15 protein-coding genes are annotated in these 17,222 nt (G+C 48.4%); 9 read left to right on the top strand and 6 right to left on the bottom strand.

Features of this window, described 5'->3' with window-relative positions:
* Positions 1–56: 56 nt before the first annotated feature.
* Positions 57–1,217 (top strand): outer membrane protein assembly factor BamC, encoded by a 1,161-nt coding sequence (gene bamC, locus Undi14_RS16760; protein ID WP_200181709.1) that lies wholly within the window; start codon positions 57–59, stop codon positions 1,215–1,217.
* 119 nt (positions 1,218–1,336) lie between these two features.
* Here bamC and Undi14_RS18550 read toward each other — a convergent pair whose 3' ends face one another.
* The gene (locus Undi14_RS18550) at positions 1,337–1,555 is read right to left on the bottom strand and encodes a hypothetical protein (protein WP_370527162.1); all 219 of its coding nucleotides are present in this window, start codon (positions 1,553–1,555) and stop codon (positions 1,337–1,339) included.
* A 284-nt stretch (positions 1,556–1,839) separates the two neighbouring features.
* Complete coding sequence (locus Undi14_RS16750) at positions 1,840–2,973, bottom strand: cupin domain-containing protein (protein ID WP_200181859.1); 1,134 nt, start codon at positions 2,971–2,973, stop codon at positions 1,840–1,842.
* Positions 2,974–3,051: 78 nt separating this feature from the next.
* Between Undi14_RS16750 and Undi14_RS16745 the strand changes: the two genes are divergently transcribed.
* On the top strand, positions 3,052–3,585 hold the full coding sequence (locus Undi14_RS16745; protein ID WP_200181707.1) for a peptidylprolyl isomerase: 534 nt from the start codon (positions 3,052–3,054) through the stop codon (positions 3,583–3,585).
* Between the two features lie 69 nt (positions 3,586–3,654).
* Here the strand turns inward: Undi14_RS16745 and mutS are convergent, their stop codons facing one another.
* From mutS to Undi14_RS16730, 3 genes are all read right to left on the bottom strand, one after another.
* Entirely contained in the window at positions 3,655–6,294 is a 2,640-nt protein-coding gene (gene mutS, locus Undi14_RS16740) for a DNA mismatch repair protein MutS (RefSeq protein WP_200181705.1), read from the bottom strand.
* A gap of 395 nt (positions 6,295–6,689) precedes the next feature.
* Positions 6,690–8,075: a DEAD/DEAH box helicase gene (locus tag Undi14_RS16735; RefSeq protein WP_200181703.1), complete on the bottom strand. Its 1,386-nt coding sequence runs from the start codon at positions 8,073–8,075 to the stop codon at positions 6,690–6,692.
* Between the two features lie 87 nt (positions 8,076–8,162).
* Entirely contained in the window at positions 8,163–8,969 is an 807-nt protein-coding gene (locus Undi14_RS16730; protein ID WP_222611449.1) for an inositol monophosphatase family protein, read from the bottom strand.
* Between the two features lie 157 nt (positions 8,970–9,126).
* On the opposite strand from Undi14_RS16730, the gene Undi14_RS16725 reads away from it, so the two are divergent.
* From Undi14_RS16725 to Undi14_RS16715, 3 genes are all read left to right on the top strand, one after another.
* The gene (locus Undi14_RS16725) at positions 9,127–9,882 is read left to right on the top strand and encodes an RNA methyltransferase (protein ID WP_200181701.1); all 756 of its coding nucleotides are present in this window, start codon (positions 9,127–9,129) and stop codon (positions 9,880–9,882) included.
* Positions 9,883–10,138: 256 nt separating this feature from the next.
* A complete protein-coding gene (locus Undi14_RS16720) occupies positions 10,139–11,983 on the top strand; it encodes a FimV family protein (protein WP_200181699.1) in 1,845 nt (614 codons plus the stop codon).
* Between the two features lie 81 nt (positions 11,984–12,064).
* Positions 12,065–12,712 (top strand): glutathione S-transferase family protein, encoded by a 648-nt coding sequence (locus Undi14_RS16715; RefSeq protein WP_200181697.1) that lies wholly within the window; start codon positions 12,065–12,067, stop codon positions 12,710–12,712.
* 69 nt (positions 12,713–12,781) lie between these two features.
* On the opposite strand, the gene Undi14_RS16710 is transcribed toward Undi14_RS16715, so the two are convergent.
* A complete protein-coding gene (locus Undi14_RS16710; RefSeq protein ID WP_200181695.1) occupies positions 12,782–13,582 on the bottom strand; it encodes a PP2C family serine/threonine-protein phosphatase in 801 nt (266 codons plus the stop codon).
* Positions 13,583–13,664: 82 nt separating this feature from the next.
* On the opposite strand from Undi14_RS16710, the gene Undi14_RS16705 reads away from it, so the two are divergent.
* The 4 genes from Undi14_RS16705 (at position 13,665) to Undi14_RS16690 (ending at position 17,122) form a co-directional block, all read left to right on the top strand.
* Positions 13,665–13,865: a YdcH family protein gene (locus Undi14_RS16705; RefSeq protein ID WP_186883437.1), complete on the top strand. Its 201-nt coding sequence runs from the start codon at positions 13,665–13,667 to the stop codon at positions 13,863–13,865.
* 48 nt (positions 13,866–13,913) lie between these two features.
* Positions 13,914–15,968 (top strand): ATP-dependent DNA helicase, encoded by a 2,055-nt coding sequence (locus Undi14_RS16700; protein ID WP_200181693.1) that lies wholly within the window; start codon positions 13,914–13,916, stop codon positions 15,966–15,968.
* Between the two features lie 11 nt (positions 15,969–15,979).
* A complete protein-coding gene (locus Undi14_RS16695; protein WP_186897454.1) occupies positions 15,980–16,393 on the top strand; it encodes a hypothetical protein in 414 nt (137 codons plus the stop codon).
* Between the two features lie 93 nt (positions 16,394–16,486).
* On the top strand, positions 16,487–17,122 hold the full coding sequence (locus Undi14_RS16690) for a hypothetical protein (RefSeq protein ID WP_200181691.1): 636 nt from the start codon (positions 16,487–16,489) through the stop codon (positions 17,120–17,122).
* Positions 17,123–17,222 lie beyond the last annotated feature (100 nt).

The following is a 17,222-nucleotide window of genomic DNA, read 5'->3' as shown; positions in this document are numbered from 1 at the left end:
CAGATCCGCTTGCTCCACGTAGTTTTTGATTGACGATAATGAGTAGGGACTTTCACATGGCAAAAAGCTTTGTTGCTAAAAATGGGATCATTGGCGCAGTAGCGTTAGTTGGATTGACTGGTTGCAGCTCTATTAGCAATATGATTGAGCCGAACAAGATTGATTACAAAAGTGCAGGTAAGGTAACAACCGCGTCCCTGGAAGTCCCTCCTGATCTGACTCAGATCCGCCGCGATAACCGCTTTGCCATTCCTGATGCAAATAAAAGCAGCGCGACTGCATCGGGCTACAATCTTGAAAAAGGTGTAAAAGCCTCCTCTGTTGCCGCGACGATTGCGCCAACGCAGATTAAAGGTATGCGAATCGTCCGCGACGGCTCGCAGCGCTGGTTGGTTGTTGGCCAGGCACCTGAAGTACTGTGGCCACAAATTAAAGATTTCTGGCAAGAATCAGGATTTTTGATTAATGTCGAAAATCAGGAAGCTGGCGTGATGGAAACTGATTGGGCTGAAAATCGCGCCAAAATTCCTCAGGATATTATCCGCAGTACTTTAGGTAAGGTGATTGACTCCTTGTATTCGACTGGTGAGCGCGATAAATTCCGTACCAGACTGGAGCGCGGAGCTAATGGCGAGGTAGAGATTTACATCAGTCACCGCGGCGCGCAGGAAGTGTTGACTGGGGCGCAAAAAGACAGCGCTACCTGGACATCCCGTCCTGCTGATCCTGATCTGGAAGCGGAGTTCTTATCCAGGCTGATGGCGCGTCTGGGTACTGACGCTGAAGTTGCTAAGGCGGCTGTCAAGGCACCGGCTGCGAATGTTAAACCGCGTGCTCAGCTGTTGAAGGCTGGTGAATCAAGTTATGTTGAGGTTGATGAAGGATTTGATCGCTCCTGGCGTCGTGTCGGACTGGCACTGGATCGCGTCGGCTTCACTGTGGAAGATCGTGATCGTTCGCAGGGATTGTATTTTGTTCGCTATATCGATCAGGATATTGATGCAAAAACCAAGGGTGCAAGCGAAGGTTTCTTCTCTAAATTATTCTCTTTTGGTTCCAGCGATAAATCAAACGATGCTAAAAAATATCGTATTCTGGTGAAGAACGCATCGAACGGAGCTGTCAGCCATATTTCTGTGCATAACAACGAAGGTAAAGTTGATTCGTCGCCCGTCGCAACCAAAATATTGCAGTTGTTAAACGACCAGTTAAAATAATTCTGTTCTTTATTCAACAAAAAAAAGCACAGGAAACCCTGTGCTTTTTTTATGCCTGTGAAAACATTTTAGGCACAAAAAAAGCCGACCCGAAGGTCGGCTTTATAAGTAATTAAAAATTACTTAGATGCTGGAGCTGCTGTAGCGGAAGCTGCTGGAGCTGCTGCTGCATCAGATGCTGCTGCTGGAGCTGGAGCTGCTGCTGGTGCTTCTACTGCTGGTGCAGATGCTGGAGCTGCTGCTTCAGTTGCTGCTGGAGCTGGAGCTGCTTCTTCTTTTTTGCCGCAAGCAGCCAAAGCGATTGCTAACAGGGATACGAGCAAGAGTGATTTTTTCATGTTTTACTTTCAAATAAGTAGATCAAAAATGAGATCAAAATTTTGCGATGAATAATTACCGGTAATTATCGCTCTATAGGCTTACCCGAAGGCTCCGAAATACTACTCGTTACCTTCGAAAGTTTCCTAACCCATGATTATAATGATTTTTCCGGCAATGGAATAGGTCTTGCTGTTGAATTGCACTTAATTTCCTGAATATTTGCAATAAAGAACTAAATTCAGCGATATTTTTTGACGAAATTTTCATTTCTCTGACTTTAGTCAACGCCGAAAAAGATCAGTTATCGTAATTTTAACCATCCGTCTTCATACCACAAGCAAAACGCTTCCATCACGTCTGCCGAAGCGGAAGATAACTCGTCGCCGTCAAGGAAGCGCTGATTCGCCAGTTTATTTAAAAGGATTTTGTCATCTTTGCTGACTGCAAATGACTCGCCGTTTATAAAAACATGCTTACCTTTGTATAACATCGATGACTTTAACGATAACTTAATTCCCTTTTTTTGCGCTGCCTGCTCAAAGCGCTTAGGAGATAAAGGTTTTTCCGGGGACGTGAAAAATACCGAAGGCTTTGGTTCGGATAAATATTCACCCAGAAAAATAGTGATATCGTCAGCGGTAAACTGAACTTTAGCGATTTGTTCTGCCACTGTTTCAAGTAATTCATTACCGATTTCGGCAGGTTTTGTTGTTGCTTTCAAATTCGGGTCGCTATAACGACCGGGTAAGTCTATCGATTCAGACATGAAGTGAAGGAAAGCTTCACCCAACTCCTGAAACGCCGGAGCACGGAAACCAACCGAATATGTCATGCACTCGCCGATGGCAACGCCGTCGTGCGCATATTGCGGCGGCAAGTACAACATATCTCCTGGTTCGAGAACAAATTCTTCTTCAGGTTTAAAGTTGCTAAGAATTTTAAGCGGCATTCCTTCGACAAGAGATAAATCTTGCTGCGCTCCGATTTTCCAGCGTCGCTGACCATGCGCTTGTAATAAAAAGACATCGTAGGAATCATAGTGCGGGCCGACGCCGCCACCATCTGCTGCATAGCTGATCATCAGATCATCAAGGCGCGCATCTGGTATGAAACGGAATTGTCGCAACAGTTCATCGGCTTGTTGATTGTGGAGATTGACTCCCTGAACTAATAGCGTCCAGTCTTTCTTTTCTTTGACCGGAACCTGTTTTATCGGGCCGGATTTCATTTCCCAGTGTTTCTTAAAGAAGGTAATTAATCTTGACTCGGTATCTTCTTGCGATGCGAGTTCAAATAATTCTTCCGGGGTCAGTAGGGCTTTAAATCCGGGGATCGCCTGGCGGATAAGTAATGGCTTTTTATGCCAGTAGTCACGCAGGAATTGTTCCGGGCTGATGTTGCCCAGCAGGGCGAGGGGGGAGGTGGTTTTTTTCATTCCGGCATTATAGGCTTGCCTGCGCCGCTGTTCCAGACAGGTATAATCGTGCATGAATATATTTTTTAAGGATATCGTATGAAGATTGTCAAAAATTCGGTTGTTACTGCGCGCTATACATTAAAAGACGCACAAGACAATCTGATCGAGGAAGGTCAGGAACCTATGGTTTACCTGCACGGCGGCTACGATAATATTTTCCCGAAAATCGAAGAGGCATTAGAAGGCAAGGAAGCTGGTTTCAGCACCATTATTCAATTAAATCCTGAAGATGCATTTGGGGACTATGATGCTGCACTGGTCAAAGTAGAACCGCGTAACCGCTTTCCATCGCCTTTGGAAGTGGGAATGCAGTTTGAAGGTATGCCCGAAGAGACTGAAGAAGACGAAGCACTCATTTTTACCGTGACTGATATTGCTGAAGATAAGGTCGTGCTGGATGGCAATCATCCGCTCGCAGGGATTGCGTTGCGATTTTCGCTGACAGTCGAGTCTGTGCGTGAGGCATCGGATGAAGAGGTCGCGCATGGTCACGTCCATGGCGCTCATGGGCATCATGACGACGAGGATGATGGTATGAGTGATGAATACCGTAGTCATCAGATACATTAATCATTACGTCTCGCTGGCACAGATTTTTCTGTTGGCGCATAAAAAAAACGCACCTGAGTGCGGTTTTTTTTACTTGGCTTGTATGATCAGTGATTTGAGTTCGTAGAGTGCGTCGAGCGCTTCTCTTGGCGTCATTCTGTCAGGGTCGATTGATTCTATCGTATCCTGTAACTTTTGCAGCGCCGGAGGAATCACCGCGACCTCTGTCTCCGTTTCGACTGAAACGGATGATGAGGAAAATAAATCAAATTGTGATGTCGATTGTATCGAGTGCGCTTCCAGTTCGCTCAGGTGTTTGCGGGCAGAGCGTATAACGCTTTGTGGAATTCCCGCTAACTGAGCGACTTGTAAGCCATAGCTTTGTGATGCAGGCCCCGGCTGTACCGCATGCAGAAAGACGATGTTCTCCTTATGCTCGACTGCAGATAAGTGAACATTCTCAGCACTTGGGTGAAGTTCCGGCAATTGAGTTAGCTCGAAATAATGCGTCGCAAACAAGGTGTAGCTTTTCGATACCTGGATTAAATGTTTCGAGATTGCCCAGGCGAGCGCCAGTCCGTCGAACGTCGATGTACCACGTCCGACTTCATCCATCAGCACCAGAGAATTTTCCGTCGCACCGTTCAGAATGGCGGCAGATTCCGTCATTTCCACCATGAACGTCGAGCGTCCGCCAGCGAGATCATCCGCCGCGCCTATGCGAGTGAAGATGCGGTCAATTGGCCCGATAACAGCGGAGCTCGCAGGTACATAGCTACCGATATAAGCGAGCAAAGTAATCAGTGCAACCTGCCGCATGAAAGTCGATTTACCGCCCATGTTCGGGCCGGTAATCAGCAACAGTTTTCGTTGTTCGGAAAGGTCGCAGTCATTCGCGATAAATCGCTCTATCTGATTTTCCACAACAGGATGGCGCCCCTGTTTAATTTGCAGAATGGGCTCATTGACAAGTTGAGGCGCACACCAGTTGTTTTTGCTTGCGTGTCCGGCGAGACTGACCATAGTGTCGAGTTGAGCGATGGCATGTGCGATTGCCTGGAGAGAGCTGATGTGTGGCAATAGCTCTTGTAACAATTTTTCATACAACATTTTTTCGCGTACTAAGGCACGCTCCTGGGCAGACAGCGCCTTGTCTTCGAATGCTTTGAGTTCTGGTGTGATGTAGCGCTCGGCATTTTTCAGCGTTTGACGACGGCGATAGTTCTCCGGCACTTTATCGCTCTGACCGTTCGTCACTTCAATGTAGAAGCCATGTACCCGGTTATATTCGACGCGCAGATTAGCAATGCCAGTGCGTTCTCTTTCTGAAGCTTCCAGCTGTACCAGAAACTGACCTGCATTTTCCGATAAGGCGCGTAATTCATCTAATTCGGTGTCAAAGCTATTCGCGATGACGCCGCCATCCCTGACCAAGGTGGATGGTAAGGGCATCAGACCCCGCTCTAATAAATCAAGGCAATCCACAGGGATCGCTAAATCTGACAATATCTTTGTCAGCACACTAGTCTGATTATCGGCAATGCACATGCTGACGTAATTGCGCAGATTTGGCAGATGTTGCAGACCATCTCTGAGTGCGGATAAGTCACGTGGACGTGCCGACTGCAATGCAATCCGCGTGGTGATCCGTTCTATATCCGGTATCGCATTCAGGGTTGTCGCGAGGCCATCAGTAGAGTCAGCCTGAATTAAGGCTTTGATAGAACTGTGTCGTCCCGCAGCAATAGCCTGGTCGCGTTTAGCGTGATGCAGCCAATGTCTGAGTAAACGTGACCCCATCGCGGTGCGGCAATGGTCTAACAGTGAAAACAGGGTTGGCGATTCCTGACCGCGTAAGGTTTCGGTCAGTTCAAGATTGCGCCGGGTTGCTGTATCCAGACCTATAAACTCATGTTCACTTTCGACACTGAGGCTATTAACGTGTTTCAAACCACGGCCTTGTGTGTTTTCAGCGTATCGCAATAATGCACCGGACGCACCGAGTGATGCGCTCAGATTGTCCGCACCGAAACCTGTCAGCGTTGTGGTGCCCATTTGATCTTGTAAGGCTTTTTGCCCTTGCTTGAGATCAAAGTGCCAGTCGGGAACTTCAGAGAATTTGCCTGGTAACTGTTCGTAGTGTTCATCCAGTAAAAGGGTGCCCGCAGAGAGCAAAATCTCAGCCGGAGAAATGCGTTCTAACTCTTGTTGCAGGCGCTGAAACAGTGATTTTTCATCAGTTGAAAATTCCATGAGTTTCAGCGAACCACTTGCTAAGGATAACCATGCAAGCCCAGCAGTGACGGTTTTCCGGTGTTGCAACAGGCAGAGCGAAAGCAGCGGTCGTTCTGATTTTTCGGGTAACAAATCCGTATCGGTCAGCGTGCCCGGCGTGATGATGCGCATGACCTTGCGCTCAACCGGTCCTTTGCTGGTTGCGGGGTCACCAATTTGTTCGCAAATTGCCGCAGATTCGCCCATTTTCACCAGTTTGGCGAGGTAGGGTTCTAAAGAGTGAAATGGCACACCCGCCATTTTGATAGGATTGCCTCCAGAGCTGCCGCGCTGGGTCAGCGTGATGCCAAGCAGGCGTGAGACTTTTTCAGCATCGTCAAAAAAAAGTTCATAAAAATCGCCCATGCGATAGAACACCAGCGTGTCTGGGTGATCAGCTTTGATGCCAAGATATTGCTGCATCATGGGAGTATGTTGCGTTTCTTTTGCGGTCATATTGCTTATTTTTATTCGATTTATTTTCTTAGTTTCGTCTGTCCGGATTTCCCGGATTTGTCAGATCAAATTCGTTGCGCACCTTATCATAGACGATGGCAGTGGTCTATGCTTGTGCCTGTATGCGCTTGATCCGGTTCGGAATACGAAAATTTTTTTCGTGAGTCGTGCATGTTTGCGCCGGAGTTGTTTGCAGGTGAGCCAGGATGTTGTTGACTTCGCTGTGCAGAATGCGGGTTGAAAGTTGGAATGGAAAGAGTGCATTGACTGGCATAAGTGCAGCAGGTAAGACGCGAGTGAAATGTATCGGGATGAGGAGTTCAGCAGCGACGAAGGGAGCAGGAAAATGTACGACATCTTCCTGCTCCCTTCGTTTTGCGATATGGGTTAAATAATTAACCGTTACCGCGACCTCCGGAGCGGCGAGGTGTAGATTGTTTTACTGCCGGACGGTTTCCTTGTGGACGAGGCTTCCCCGCGCCGTCACGGACCGGTGCCGCACCGGATGTTTTGCCTGGCGTGCGTGCCTGCGCCGGTTTGTTGCCTGCTGGCGAACGCGATCCCCTGTTTGCGGGCGCATTTCCGCGCCCCTCAAAACTACGCAATTGAATTGGCTGTGCTTTTGCGTGTGGATCAGGAATGAAGCCATCAATAATTTCTTGCGGAATCTGACGCTTGATGAACTTTTCAATATCAGCAAGTAATTTGAACTCGTCCACGCAAACCAGCGATACCGCTTCACCACTCGCACCGGCACGGCCAGTACGCCCAATGCGGTGTACGTAATCTTCGGGTACATTCGGCAGATCGTAGTTGACGACATGCGGCAATTGGTCGATATCAATACCGCGCGCAGCAATATCGGTAGCAACTAACACCGGCAGGCTGCCATCTTTGAATTCAGACAAAGCTTTGGTGCGTGCAGACTGACTTTTGTTGCCATGAATTGCCATGGCAGCGATACCGTCTTTGGCTAATTGCTCTACCAGCTTATTTGCGCCATGTTTAGTGCGCGTAAATACCAGCACCTGCGACCACGCATGTGTCTTGATGAGGTGTGCCAACAGTGGATGTTTCTTATCTCTGTCAACCGGATGCACTTTTTGCGCAATCACTTCGACCGTCGAATTACGACGCGCAACTTCTATCATGGCTGGATTGTTTAACAGCCGGTCAGCGAGTGCTTTGATGTCATCAGAAAAAGTCGCAGAGAACAGCAGGTTCTGGCGTTTTGGTGGCAGGATCGCTAACACTTTTTTGATATCGTGGATGAAACCCATATCCAGCATACGATCCGCTTCATCCAGTACCAGGATTTCGATGTTACGCAGATCGATCGTTCCTTGCTGATGATGATCCAGAAGTCGCCCCGGTGTCGCTACCAGAATATCGACGCCATGTTTTAATACTTTGATTTGCGGATTAATACCTACGCCACCGAAGATCACCGCCGATGTCAGTGGAAGAAATTTTCCGTAAAGCTCCACGCTCTCCTGCACCTGGGCTGCCAATTCTCGCGTTGGTGTCAGCACCAGCGCACGGATAGGGCGACGGCTTGTCTTGTCCTTAGGTGCATTGGCTGAGGTCGACAGGCGCTGCAAAATCGGCAGCGTAAAACCAGCTGTTTTACCAGTGCCGGTCTGCGCACCAGCCAGCAGATCCCCGCCTTGAATGACTGCTGGAATTGCTTGTTGTTGAATCGGTGTGGGGGATGTGTAACCTTGTTCGCTGACAGCGCGAAGAATGTCCTCGGATAATCCGAGTTCGTTGAATGAGGGCATGTGTTTCTGTAGATTTTCTTTAAAACCCAGACTGGTTATTGCCAGTCCGGTGACGATGGCACTCCGGCATCCGGAGCGTAAGAGATATTATTTTGTTGCCGATGCTGCAAATGGCTGCAATAAATTGACCATCTGTCCGAAAACTTTAGGTGTGCCTGCAAGCACATCACCTTTATACAGATAATCTGATTCGCCAGAGAATGTTCCGACAATACCACCGGCTTCAGTAATCAGCAAAGAGCCGGCAGCAACGTCCCACGGTGCCAGTCCCTTTTCAAAGAAGCCATCAAGGCGACCCATTGCAACATAGGCGAGATCCAGTGCAGCAGAGCCTGGTCTTCTCAGTCCCTGGCATTTACCTGTCATCACTTTGAACATCTCCATGTACTGATCCAGGCCAGACAAATCACGTGAAGGGAAACCAGTGCCGATCAGCGCGTCTGCAATCTTGTCGCAGCGGGTGACACGGATACGTTTTTCATTCAGGAAAGCACCTGCGCCTTTGCTGGCGGTGAATAATTCGTTGCGGGTAGGGTCGTAGACGACTGCTTGCGTAATGATGCCACGATGTTGCAAGGCAATCGAAACGCAGTATTGTGGAAAGCCGTGGATGAAATTGGTCGTTCCATCCAGAGGATCAATGATCCAGACATAATCATTTTCGTCGTGCAAATTAGCGGAGGCACCTGATTCTTCTGCGAGTATTGCGTGATCAGGGTAGGCTGTCTTCAACACCTCAATGATGGCAGCTTCTGCGGCCTGGTCGACTTCTGTGACAAAATCATTGAAATGTTTTTCAGTGACACTGACGCGGTCGAGGTCAAATGAAGCGCGGTTGATTAATGTCGCGCCGCGACGAGCGGCTTTAATCGCCGTATTGAGCATTGGGTGCATATAGTTTCCGATAAAATGACGGCAAACGAGAACTCTCATCTCAATATGAGAGAAACTGGTTTGCTACACAAAAATGATAAAGAGCGTGCGCAATTGTCTTTTGCCCGGCGAAAGCACGTAACCAAAAAATAATCAACGCTGAATGATGCTATTTTAAATGAACTTGACTGAAACTGACACATCTCTTTTTCAACGCCTGCGTTTTGTACTGGTGGAAACCAGTCATCCTGGCAATGTCGGTGCCGCGGCAAGGGCGCTGAAAACCATGGGTTTTACCAATCTGGTGCTGGTAAGACCACGATATCCGGACGTGCTGAGTCATCCTGAGGCAATCGCTTTTGCCAGCGGTGCGCAAGACATTCTTGAATCTGCCCGTATCGTTGATACTGTTGAGGAAGCACTTGCCGGTTGCGATCTCGTTGCGGCCGTCAGCGCCCGTTTGCGTGAGTTTTCCCCGCCTGTCGTTACACCAAGGGAATTGGCGGAGAGTGTCGCTCACCGTCAAGGTGGTGATGTTGCCTTTATTTTCGGTAGCGAACGTTATGGCTTGCCGAATGAAGTTGTCATGAATTGTCAGGCGTTAATTAGTATACCTGCGAATCCCGCTTACTCGTCTTTAAATCTGGCGCAGGCAATACAGTTGATGGCGTACGAATCCAGAGTCGCGATGCAACTGACTGTGACCGAACCCCAAATCGGATTTCAAGGGCAAACAGCGAGCAATGAAGCGGTTGAGGGCATGTATTCCCATCTTGAACAGGCATTGGTTGCGATTGATTTTATCGACCCGGCACACCCTAAAAAACTGATGCCACGTTTGAAGCGGCTTTTTTCCCGCGCTCGTTTAGAGTTGGAGGAAGTGAATATTTTGCGCGGGATCGCCAAGAAAATTCTGGATCAGCAGCAAAAGTAAGGCGATTAATGGAATAGGGGAAGCTTTCAGATCATTTGTTATTTAATTTGTTGTCTGAATTGATAAATATCATGAAATCACTTGCTTTAAAGCTAGTTTGTTTCCTGTTTAGTATTTTCAGTTGTAACTAGTTTTGTTATAACGACAGTAAGATTGTGATTTAAATATATCGTCAGAATGCTGTTCCATTTTCGTTGAGGAAATTATTATTTTTGCTCCCTTTCCAAGGTCGTCCCTTTCCTTGATATGTGCCAGCGTGATTGCGGCCAGTTCGACAGGGTCGGCTCATGCTCTTGGTGTTGGTGGCTTGCGGGTTCAATCGGGTTTAGGACAACCGCTGAAGGCGCAGTTAGATGTGACTGGTGCCGATGCGCAAGATGCAGATATCCATTGTTTTAAAGCGCTGGTTGAGACCACTGACGGCGACTTACTGTCCGTAGTTAACCTGGTAATGTCAACTCAGGGAAATAAGCGCATTCTCAGTTTATCGACACGAAAAAATCTGTTAGAGCCTGCGCTGAAGGTGGTTTTAAGTGTAGGCTGCGAAGTTCAGTTACACCGCGATTATCTGATATTGCTTGATCCGCCGGAATTTAGTTCTGTTGGCAAAAACTTCAATTTGCCTCTGCTAAGTCAGAATGATGGCTTGGCATCCAGCGCTGACGTCCCGACTGCTAAAGAGTCCAGACGAATCAGAAAAGAATCACAGCACCCCTCAGTTGCGGCAAATCCTGCACCTGAAACAAAAAAGAGCTCCCCTCAGGCTGTGCAGAAAGACCGTTCAGTACGCGCATCCAGTGCCACTCGGGATGCTTTAAAACTGTCTGATGAAGCGGATGTTCAACTGCTTCCTGCCGGACTGAAAATGGCGGACAGCTTGTCTGTTGTATCTGATGATCAGCGCAAGGCTGATGCTCCAAATATCGCGGAACTACGCCTCGCGCAGGCACAATTTGCCGCGATGTTGCGCGGAGAAAATCTGCCTGCCTCTGCAGAAAAAAATACTGTGGATCAGAAGAAAATACAAATTCTTCAGCAGGAAGCAATTCAGTTAAAGCACACGATTCAACAAGACAAAGCGGCACTCGAAAAAATAGAAGATGCAGCAGTCGCCAAACCCTGGTTCTACGTTTTCGGCGCGTTGATACTTGCCGGGCTGACGATTATTGGTTTGCTTTTTTTATATATTCAACGCTTACATAAACGTTATGCATCAACCTGGTGGGAGCAGGATGAACCTAAACATGGTCAGGATCAGAAGAAAAATATAGAAGAACTGGTGAATGACGTTCAGGCGAGTTATGGGCCAACGACGGTCAATGGTATGAATAGTTCGGCTCTGTTAAAAAACTTATCTGAGCAAGCTGGAGTTGCATCGGTTCCGGCATCAGTCAAAACAGGACCGGCTGACCATGCCGCGGCGCTCGGTGCCGTGTCGGAAACTGCCCGTGCTTTTACACCTTCTCTTGAAGATACCAATAGCAGCACCTTTAATTTCTTCTCTTCACGTGCCAGCTCGTTGAAAGTTGAAGAAATTTCGGATGTAACGCAGGAAGCGGAGTTCTGGATGTCGGTGAACGATCCTGAACGTGCGATTGAAATTCTGGAGCCGCAGGCAGAGCAGGAGCGTCCTGATTCTCCGGTGCCCTGGTTATATTTGCTGGATCTTTACCGCGTCACGAAAAATAAGGAAAAATACGACGCGTTGCGCGATCGCTTTATTGTTTTCTTTAACGCGAATGTCCCTGAGTTTGACGTTGATCCGCTGAGTTTGCCAACCCGTCATCTGGATGATTTTGAACATCTGATGAATAAAATATGCACCCTTTGGAATACTAGTAACATATTGCCGTTCCTCGAAAGTTTGCTGGTTGATGATCGCGACGGCAAGCGTATGGGATTTGAGTTGCCCGTGTACCGCGATATTTTGCTGTTGATATCCGTTGCCAATGAGTTGGATCGGATGAGACCCGACAAAGACACGTCAGGCTGGCAAAAAGTAACGAATGTCGAATTGCATGCGGATGCTGTTAAAACGGAACCGGATGCTGACACGAATGTGATTAATTTTGAGACTATCGATTTCAAAATAAATCCATAAAATCTATTTGGCGAAGCTGTCTTAGCTTCGCCGCCAACGCTATCAAAACGTATTAATCCGTATCAGTTACGAGGTCAGAAAATGATTAAGCTCTGTGGTTTTGCAGTCAGTAATTATTACAATAAAGTGAAACTGGCTTTACTCGAAAAAGATATCCCGTTTGAGGAAGTTCTTGTCTGGGCTGATCGCTCCCCGGACTTGCTACGAAAATCGCCTTTGGGCAAAGTTCCTTACATCGAAACTGAGCAGGGTGCGCTTTGCGAATCTCAGGTCATCCTTGATTATTTAGAACAAGCGTATCCAGAAAAACCTTTGTTGCCGGCAGATGCGTTTGCAGCGGCAAAAGTCAGGGAGCTGATCGTTTTTATGGAGCTGCATCTGGAGCTGCTCGCACGCGAATTGTATCCACAGGCGTTTTTTGGCGGACAGGTTTCTGATGAAGTGAAGACTCGCGTGGAGAAACAGCTGACACGACACGTTTCTGCATTTGCCCAATTGGCGAAATTCGAGCATTTCATCGCGGGAGAGCAATTCACCATGGCGGATTGCGTTGCGGTGTGCCATTTGCCATTGATTTCTCTGGCGACGAAAGCGATTTACGGACGTGATTTTTTGGCCGATTTACCCGTAAAGGATTATCTGGCAAGAATGAATGCGAGACCGCACATGCAAACCGTAAACGCTGATCGTAAAGTCAATCAGGCTTTATTTGCGAGTAAGAAAAAATAGAAGTTGGCCAGACTATGGCGATAAAAAAGGAAGCAACATTGCTTCCTTTTTTATTTGTAATTTTCAAGCTTATATCGCTCTGCGCATTTTCTGCACGGTATAGTTTTTGACCTCTGCAGGCGGCACAACTAATTTGACAATGGCAAATGTGCAGTTGTCGCCGCGTGGCGCGCCACGATCTCGGGCTTTCCTGATCAGTAATTCAGAAGCCTGTCTTGGTGAATTTGCGGCAACGGCGGCAGACAGCTCTGCATCATCGAAGTAATGCCAGAGGCCATCGGAGCACAGTAAAAAGCTGTCGTGCGCTTTTAAGCCATCGTATTGACCGAAAGTGATGTAAGGCGGCGTGGTGGTTGAGCCAAGCACATTCGTCAGTATGTTTGACAGCTTATGGGTTTTTGCTTCCTCTGGAAGAATTTTCCCTTCTTCGACGAGTTGTTCTACATAAGAGTGATCACGGGTCTTTTCGACAAAATTAGGGCCACTGAAACGATATAAACGTGAGTCGCCGGCATGTGCCCAAATCGCTTGTTGCTGTGGCGTGATGACCATGGCAACGAAGGTGCTGTGCGGTTCCTTTTCTGAAGATACAGCAGATAATTTGATGACGGTGTGTGCTTCGTTCAGAATGTTTTCGAGTAATGCACGGACATCATTGCCCGGATAAAAATCATCAAATAATTGTTTGGCCGTACGGACAACTTGCTCTGCTGCGAGTGCGCCGCCGCTTTTTCCGCCCATGCCGTCAGCAACCACGGCCATCATGTAGCCGGGTGCATTGGTGGCGGCAAATAAGCCGACACGGTCTTGTTGTTCCTGGCGGTCACCGATATGTTGTCCGGTGCCAGCTTCGATCTTATATTGGCTCATACGTCTCGGTAGATTACACTAACGGAATTCAGCCTGTGCTGATTTCCAAGAATTCATCCTATTTTACTTTAAGCTGAAGGCTATGAGCCATCCTGAACAAGTGCGACAACGAATAATTGAGTTAGAGGTTGAACATCGCGATCTCGACATGGTAATTAACACGTTGACCACAGATCCTGCACACGACGAATTGCAATTGCGTCGCCTGAAAAAACGTAAATTGCAACTCAAAGATCATATTACTCTGCTTAAAATGCAAATGATGCCCGATGTGCCTGCCTGAGTTATTTTTACCAATAATTTTACTGTTTTAGCTTCTGATTGCCGCATTTTGATTGAAAATACTCCCTCCAGTACGATAAATACCAACGTATCGCATGATGCCGAAGTCGAGCAGATTTTTGGCTCCACAGGGCCGCTCAGTAACAGCATTGCCGGCTATCGCCCGCGTCAGGCACAAACAGAAATGGCGAAATCCGTGGCGGCTGCGATCGCCGGTCAGAAAACCTTGCTCGCTGAGGCGGGAACGGGAACGGGTAAAACCTACGCCTATCTGACGCCGGCTTTGCTGTGGGGTGGGAAAGTAATTGTTTCAACTGGTACAAAAAACTTACAAGATCAGTTGTTTTTACGTGACATTCCCATGATCAAGAAGGTCTTGCGGGCACCGGTGTCGGTCGCTTTGCTCAAAGGCCGGGCGAATTATCTGTGCCATTATCATCTGGAGCGTACGCTGCAGAACGGTCGTCTCAGTTCACGTGAAGATGTCGGCTATCTGCGCGATATCGCGCGCTTCATCAAGACGACCAGCAGCGGTGATAAATCTGAACTGTCGCGCGTTCCTGAAAATGCCAGCGTCTGGAGTCTGGTGACATCGACTAAAGATACCTGCATGGGATCGGAATGTCAGTATTATCAGGATTGCTTCGTCATGAAAGCACGTAAGGAGGCGCAGCAGGCAGATGTGGTGGTGGTCAATCATCATTTGTTTTTCGCCGACGTCGCACTGAAAGACACTGGCATCGCTGAATTGCTGCCTTCGGCCAATACCGTGATTTTCGATGAGGCGCATCAGTTACCGGAAACTGCGACTCTCTTTTTTGGCGAAACGGTATCGACCTCGCAAGTGCTGGAGCTTTGCCGCGATGTTCTTGCGGAAGGCTTATCACATGCCCGCGATGGTGCGGAATGGGCGAAGCTGGTGGCACCTGTTGAACGTGCCGCACGTGATTTACGTCTGGCATTTCCGCAGGATATTGTGCGTCTTTCGATAGACCAGATCGCGCCTTCCAGCCCGTTTTTTGAAGCGCTCGATACGCTTAAAGCCAGCATGAGCGACATGATCGCTGTGCTGGAAAAACAGGCGGAACGTGCTGAAACGATAGAGCAATGCCGCACCCGCGCGATCATGTTGCAAGATCAGATCGACGACTGGAATGCCGAACCCAAAGGCAAAGAAAAGGAAGGCGATTACGTTTTGTGGGTCGAAGCATTTTCTGTTTCGCTACAACTGCATCGCACACCGCTGTCGATTGCACCGATATTCAATAAGCAGCGTGAAGGCGTTCCCCGCGCATGGATATTCACGTCGGCGACGATGGCGGTGAAAAATGATTTCAGCCATTTTGTCTCGCAAATGGGCTTGTGGAATGAACCCGCACATACCTGGCCGAGCCCGTTTAACTATCAGGAACAAGGTTTTTTATATGTGCCGAATGGCATGCCTGAGCCGAATTCGCGTGATTATGCAGAAGCCGTAGTGGAAGCTGCATTGCCTGTGATCGCTGCGGCAGGCGGACGAACGTTTTTGTTATGCACGACACTCAAAGCGGTGAAATTCAGCGCTGAGCGATTTAAAGAGGAATTTGAAAAACGCGGCTTGAATTTTCCCTTGTTTGTTCAGGGTGATGCCGGGCGTACAGAGTTACTCGATCGTTTCCGGGCGGCTGGCAATGGCGTGCTGATCGGCAGCCAGAGTTTCTGGGAAGGTGTGGATGTGCGCGGTGAAGCGCTGTCATTGGTGATTATCGATAAATTGCCATTTTCGCCGCCGGACGATCCTGTGCTTGCTGCACGTATCGCGGCGATGGAAAAGAAGGGGCTGAATGGCTTTGTTCATCACCAGTTACCCGAAGCGATCATTAATCTGAAACAGGGGGCAGGGCGTCTGATTCGTGATGAAACGGATCGCGGCGTGCTGATGATTTGTGACCCGCGTCTGATTTCCAAACCCTACGGCAAACGCATCTGGCAAAGCCTGCCTTCGTTTGCACGTACCCGTGCAGAGGCCGATGTGGTTAGCTTTTTTGAGAAACTGCATGTCGCCAGAACGACCACAGTCACGCCTGAAAAAGGCGTTCCACCTGATATGCCTGAACGAATTTAAAAGGATAAGTAATGTTTCTGACTCTGTTGCTGGTGACTTTTGCCGTTGCCATTGCTGTTGCCTTGCTCGTTTCCCGTATGTTCACGCAGCCGATAGACATGATACTGAAGCGCATCATCGCGGATGCGATCAGCGCGGCCTGGCTGAAATACATGAAGTTTGCGATTCTGGTTGTTGGCATTTCTTCTGGCGTGCGTATTTACGAGCTCGAAAAATACATCGTGCCAGCGAGATTTGATAAGGAAAACAAACTGCTGGAACTGACTTCCGAGCGCTGGATACTCGAAATATACCGCACCATCATCGCGACTTTACAAGGCATTGCGTGGATGCTGTTGCTGTTTTTTGTCTGCGCACTGATTGCGTATGTGATTGTTCGTGTCGCTGAAATGAAGCGTCGTCAGATTGACGGTGAATCAAAGTAAATTCGGCCGTATGTCGGAGTGACGTTGTGTACGACAGCATTGCTAACTTGTATGGCGGATGATGAGAGATAAAACAGATATTGGCAGGGTGAGATGAAGGCGATAGTCGGCGCAGAAATTCTGGATCAGGACAGGTTTGCCGCATGGCTGCCGTTATTACAGAGCTGGGGCGCTTGCCATGTCGAATTTGCGCAGCAAGTGGACGATGCGGCGTATTGGTACACCGAGCGCAGCAATGTCGGGATACTGGCGCAGGCGGCTTGGCGTTCGGGGCGGGTGGCACTGGAAGAATATCAGGCAAGAAAATCCCGTCAACATGGTCATATAACTAAAGAATGGCTGGGGCGCTGTGATTTGTGGATTTCGGATGAACAGGGCGGCGAACTCATCGAGGCCAAGCAGGAATATCTTGCACTGCGTTCACGTCAGGCTGTTTTTCTGGCGAATAAAATACTGGCAACGGCAGTCAAAGACGCCGGACATACGCGTAATGGCAATGATTCAGAGGCCTGTGGCATCGCATTTTTACCGGTCTATTTGCGAGCAAGCTGTGCGCCGACAGCCGAGCGACTTGAGGCGGATATTCTTGCGCTGATCGCCGCTTTGCGCACATCAGAGGCAGGTATGATGGCGTGGTGTTTTCCCGCTGAAACCCGTGAATATCTCGGTGCGGACGGGCGCAATCTGATTCCGGGAATTATCTTGCTGGGCGCTTCTGCACCAGCCTGAATCAGCCTGAATCAACCAGAAACCAAGCTGAAATCACCCTGAATTTCCCTGAAAAAATGCATTTTCAGGGGAGTATCTGTGTTTTTCGCCTTTATCTCCT

This window comes from Undibacterium sp. 14-3-2 (assembly GCF_016595265.1).
In the GTDB taxonomy this organism is placed as follows: Bacteria; Pseudomonadota; Gammaproteobacteria; order Burkholderiales; family Burkholderiaceae_D; genus Undibacterium; species Undibacterium aquatile.
Note: the sequence above shows the minus strand (reverse complement) of the source record. Positions and strands in the feature narration are given on the sequence as shown.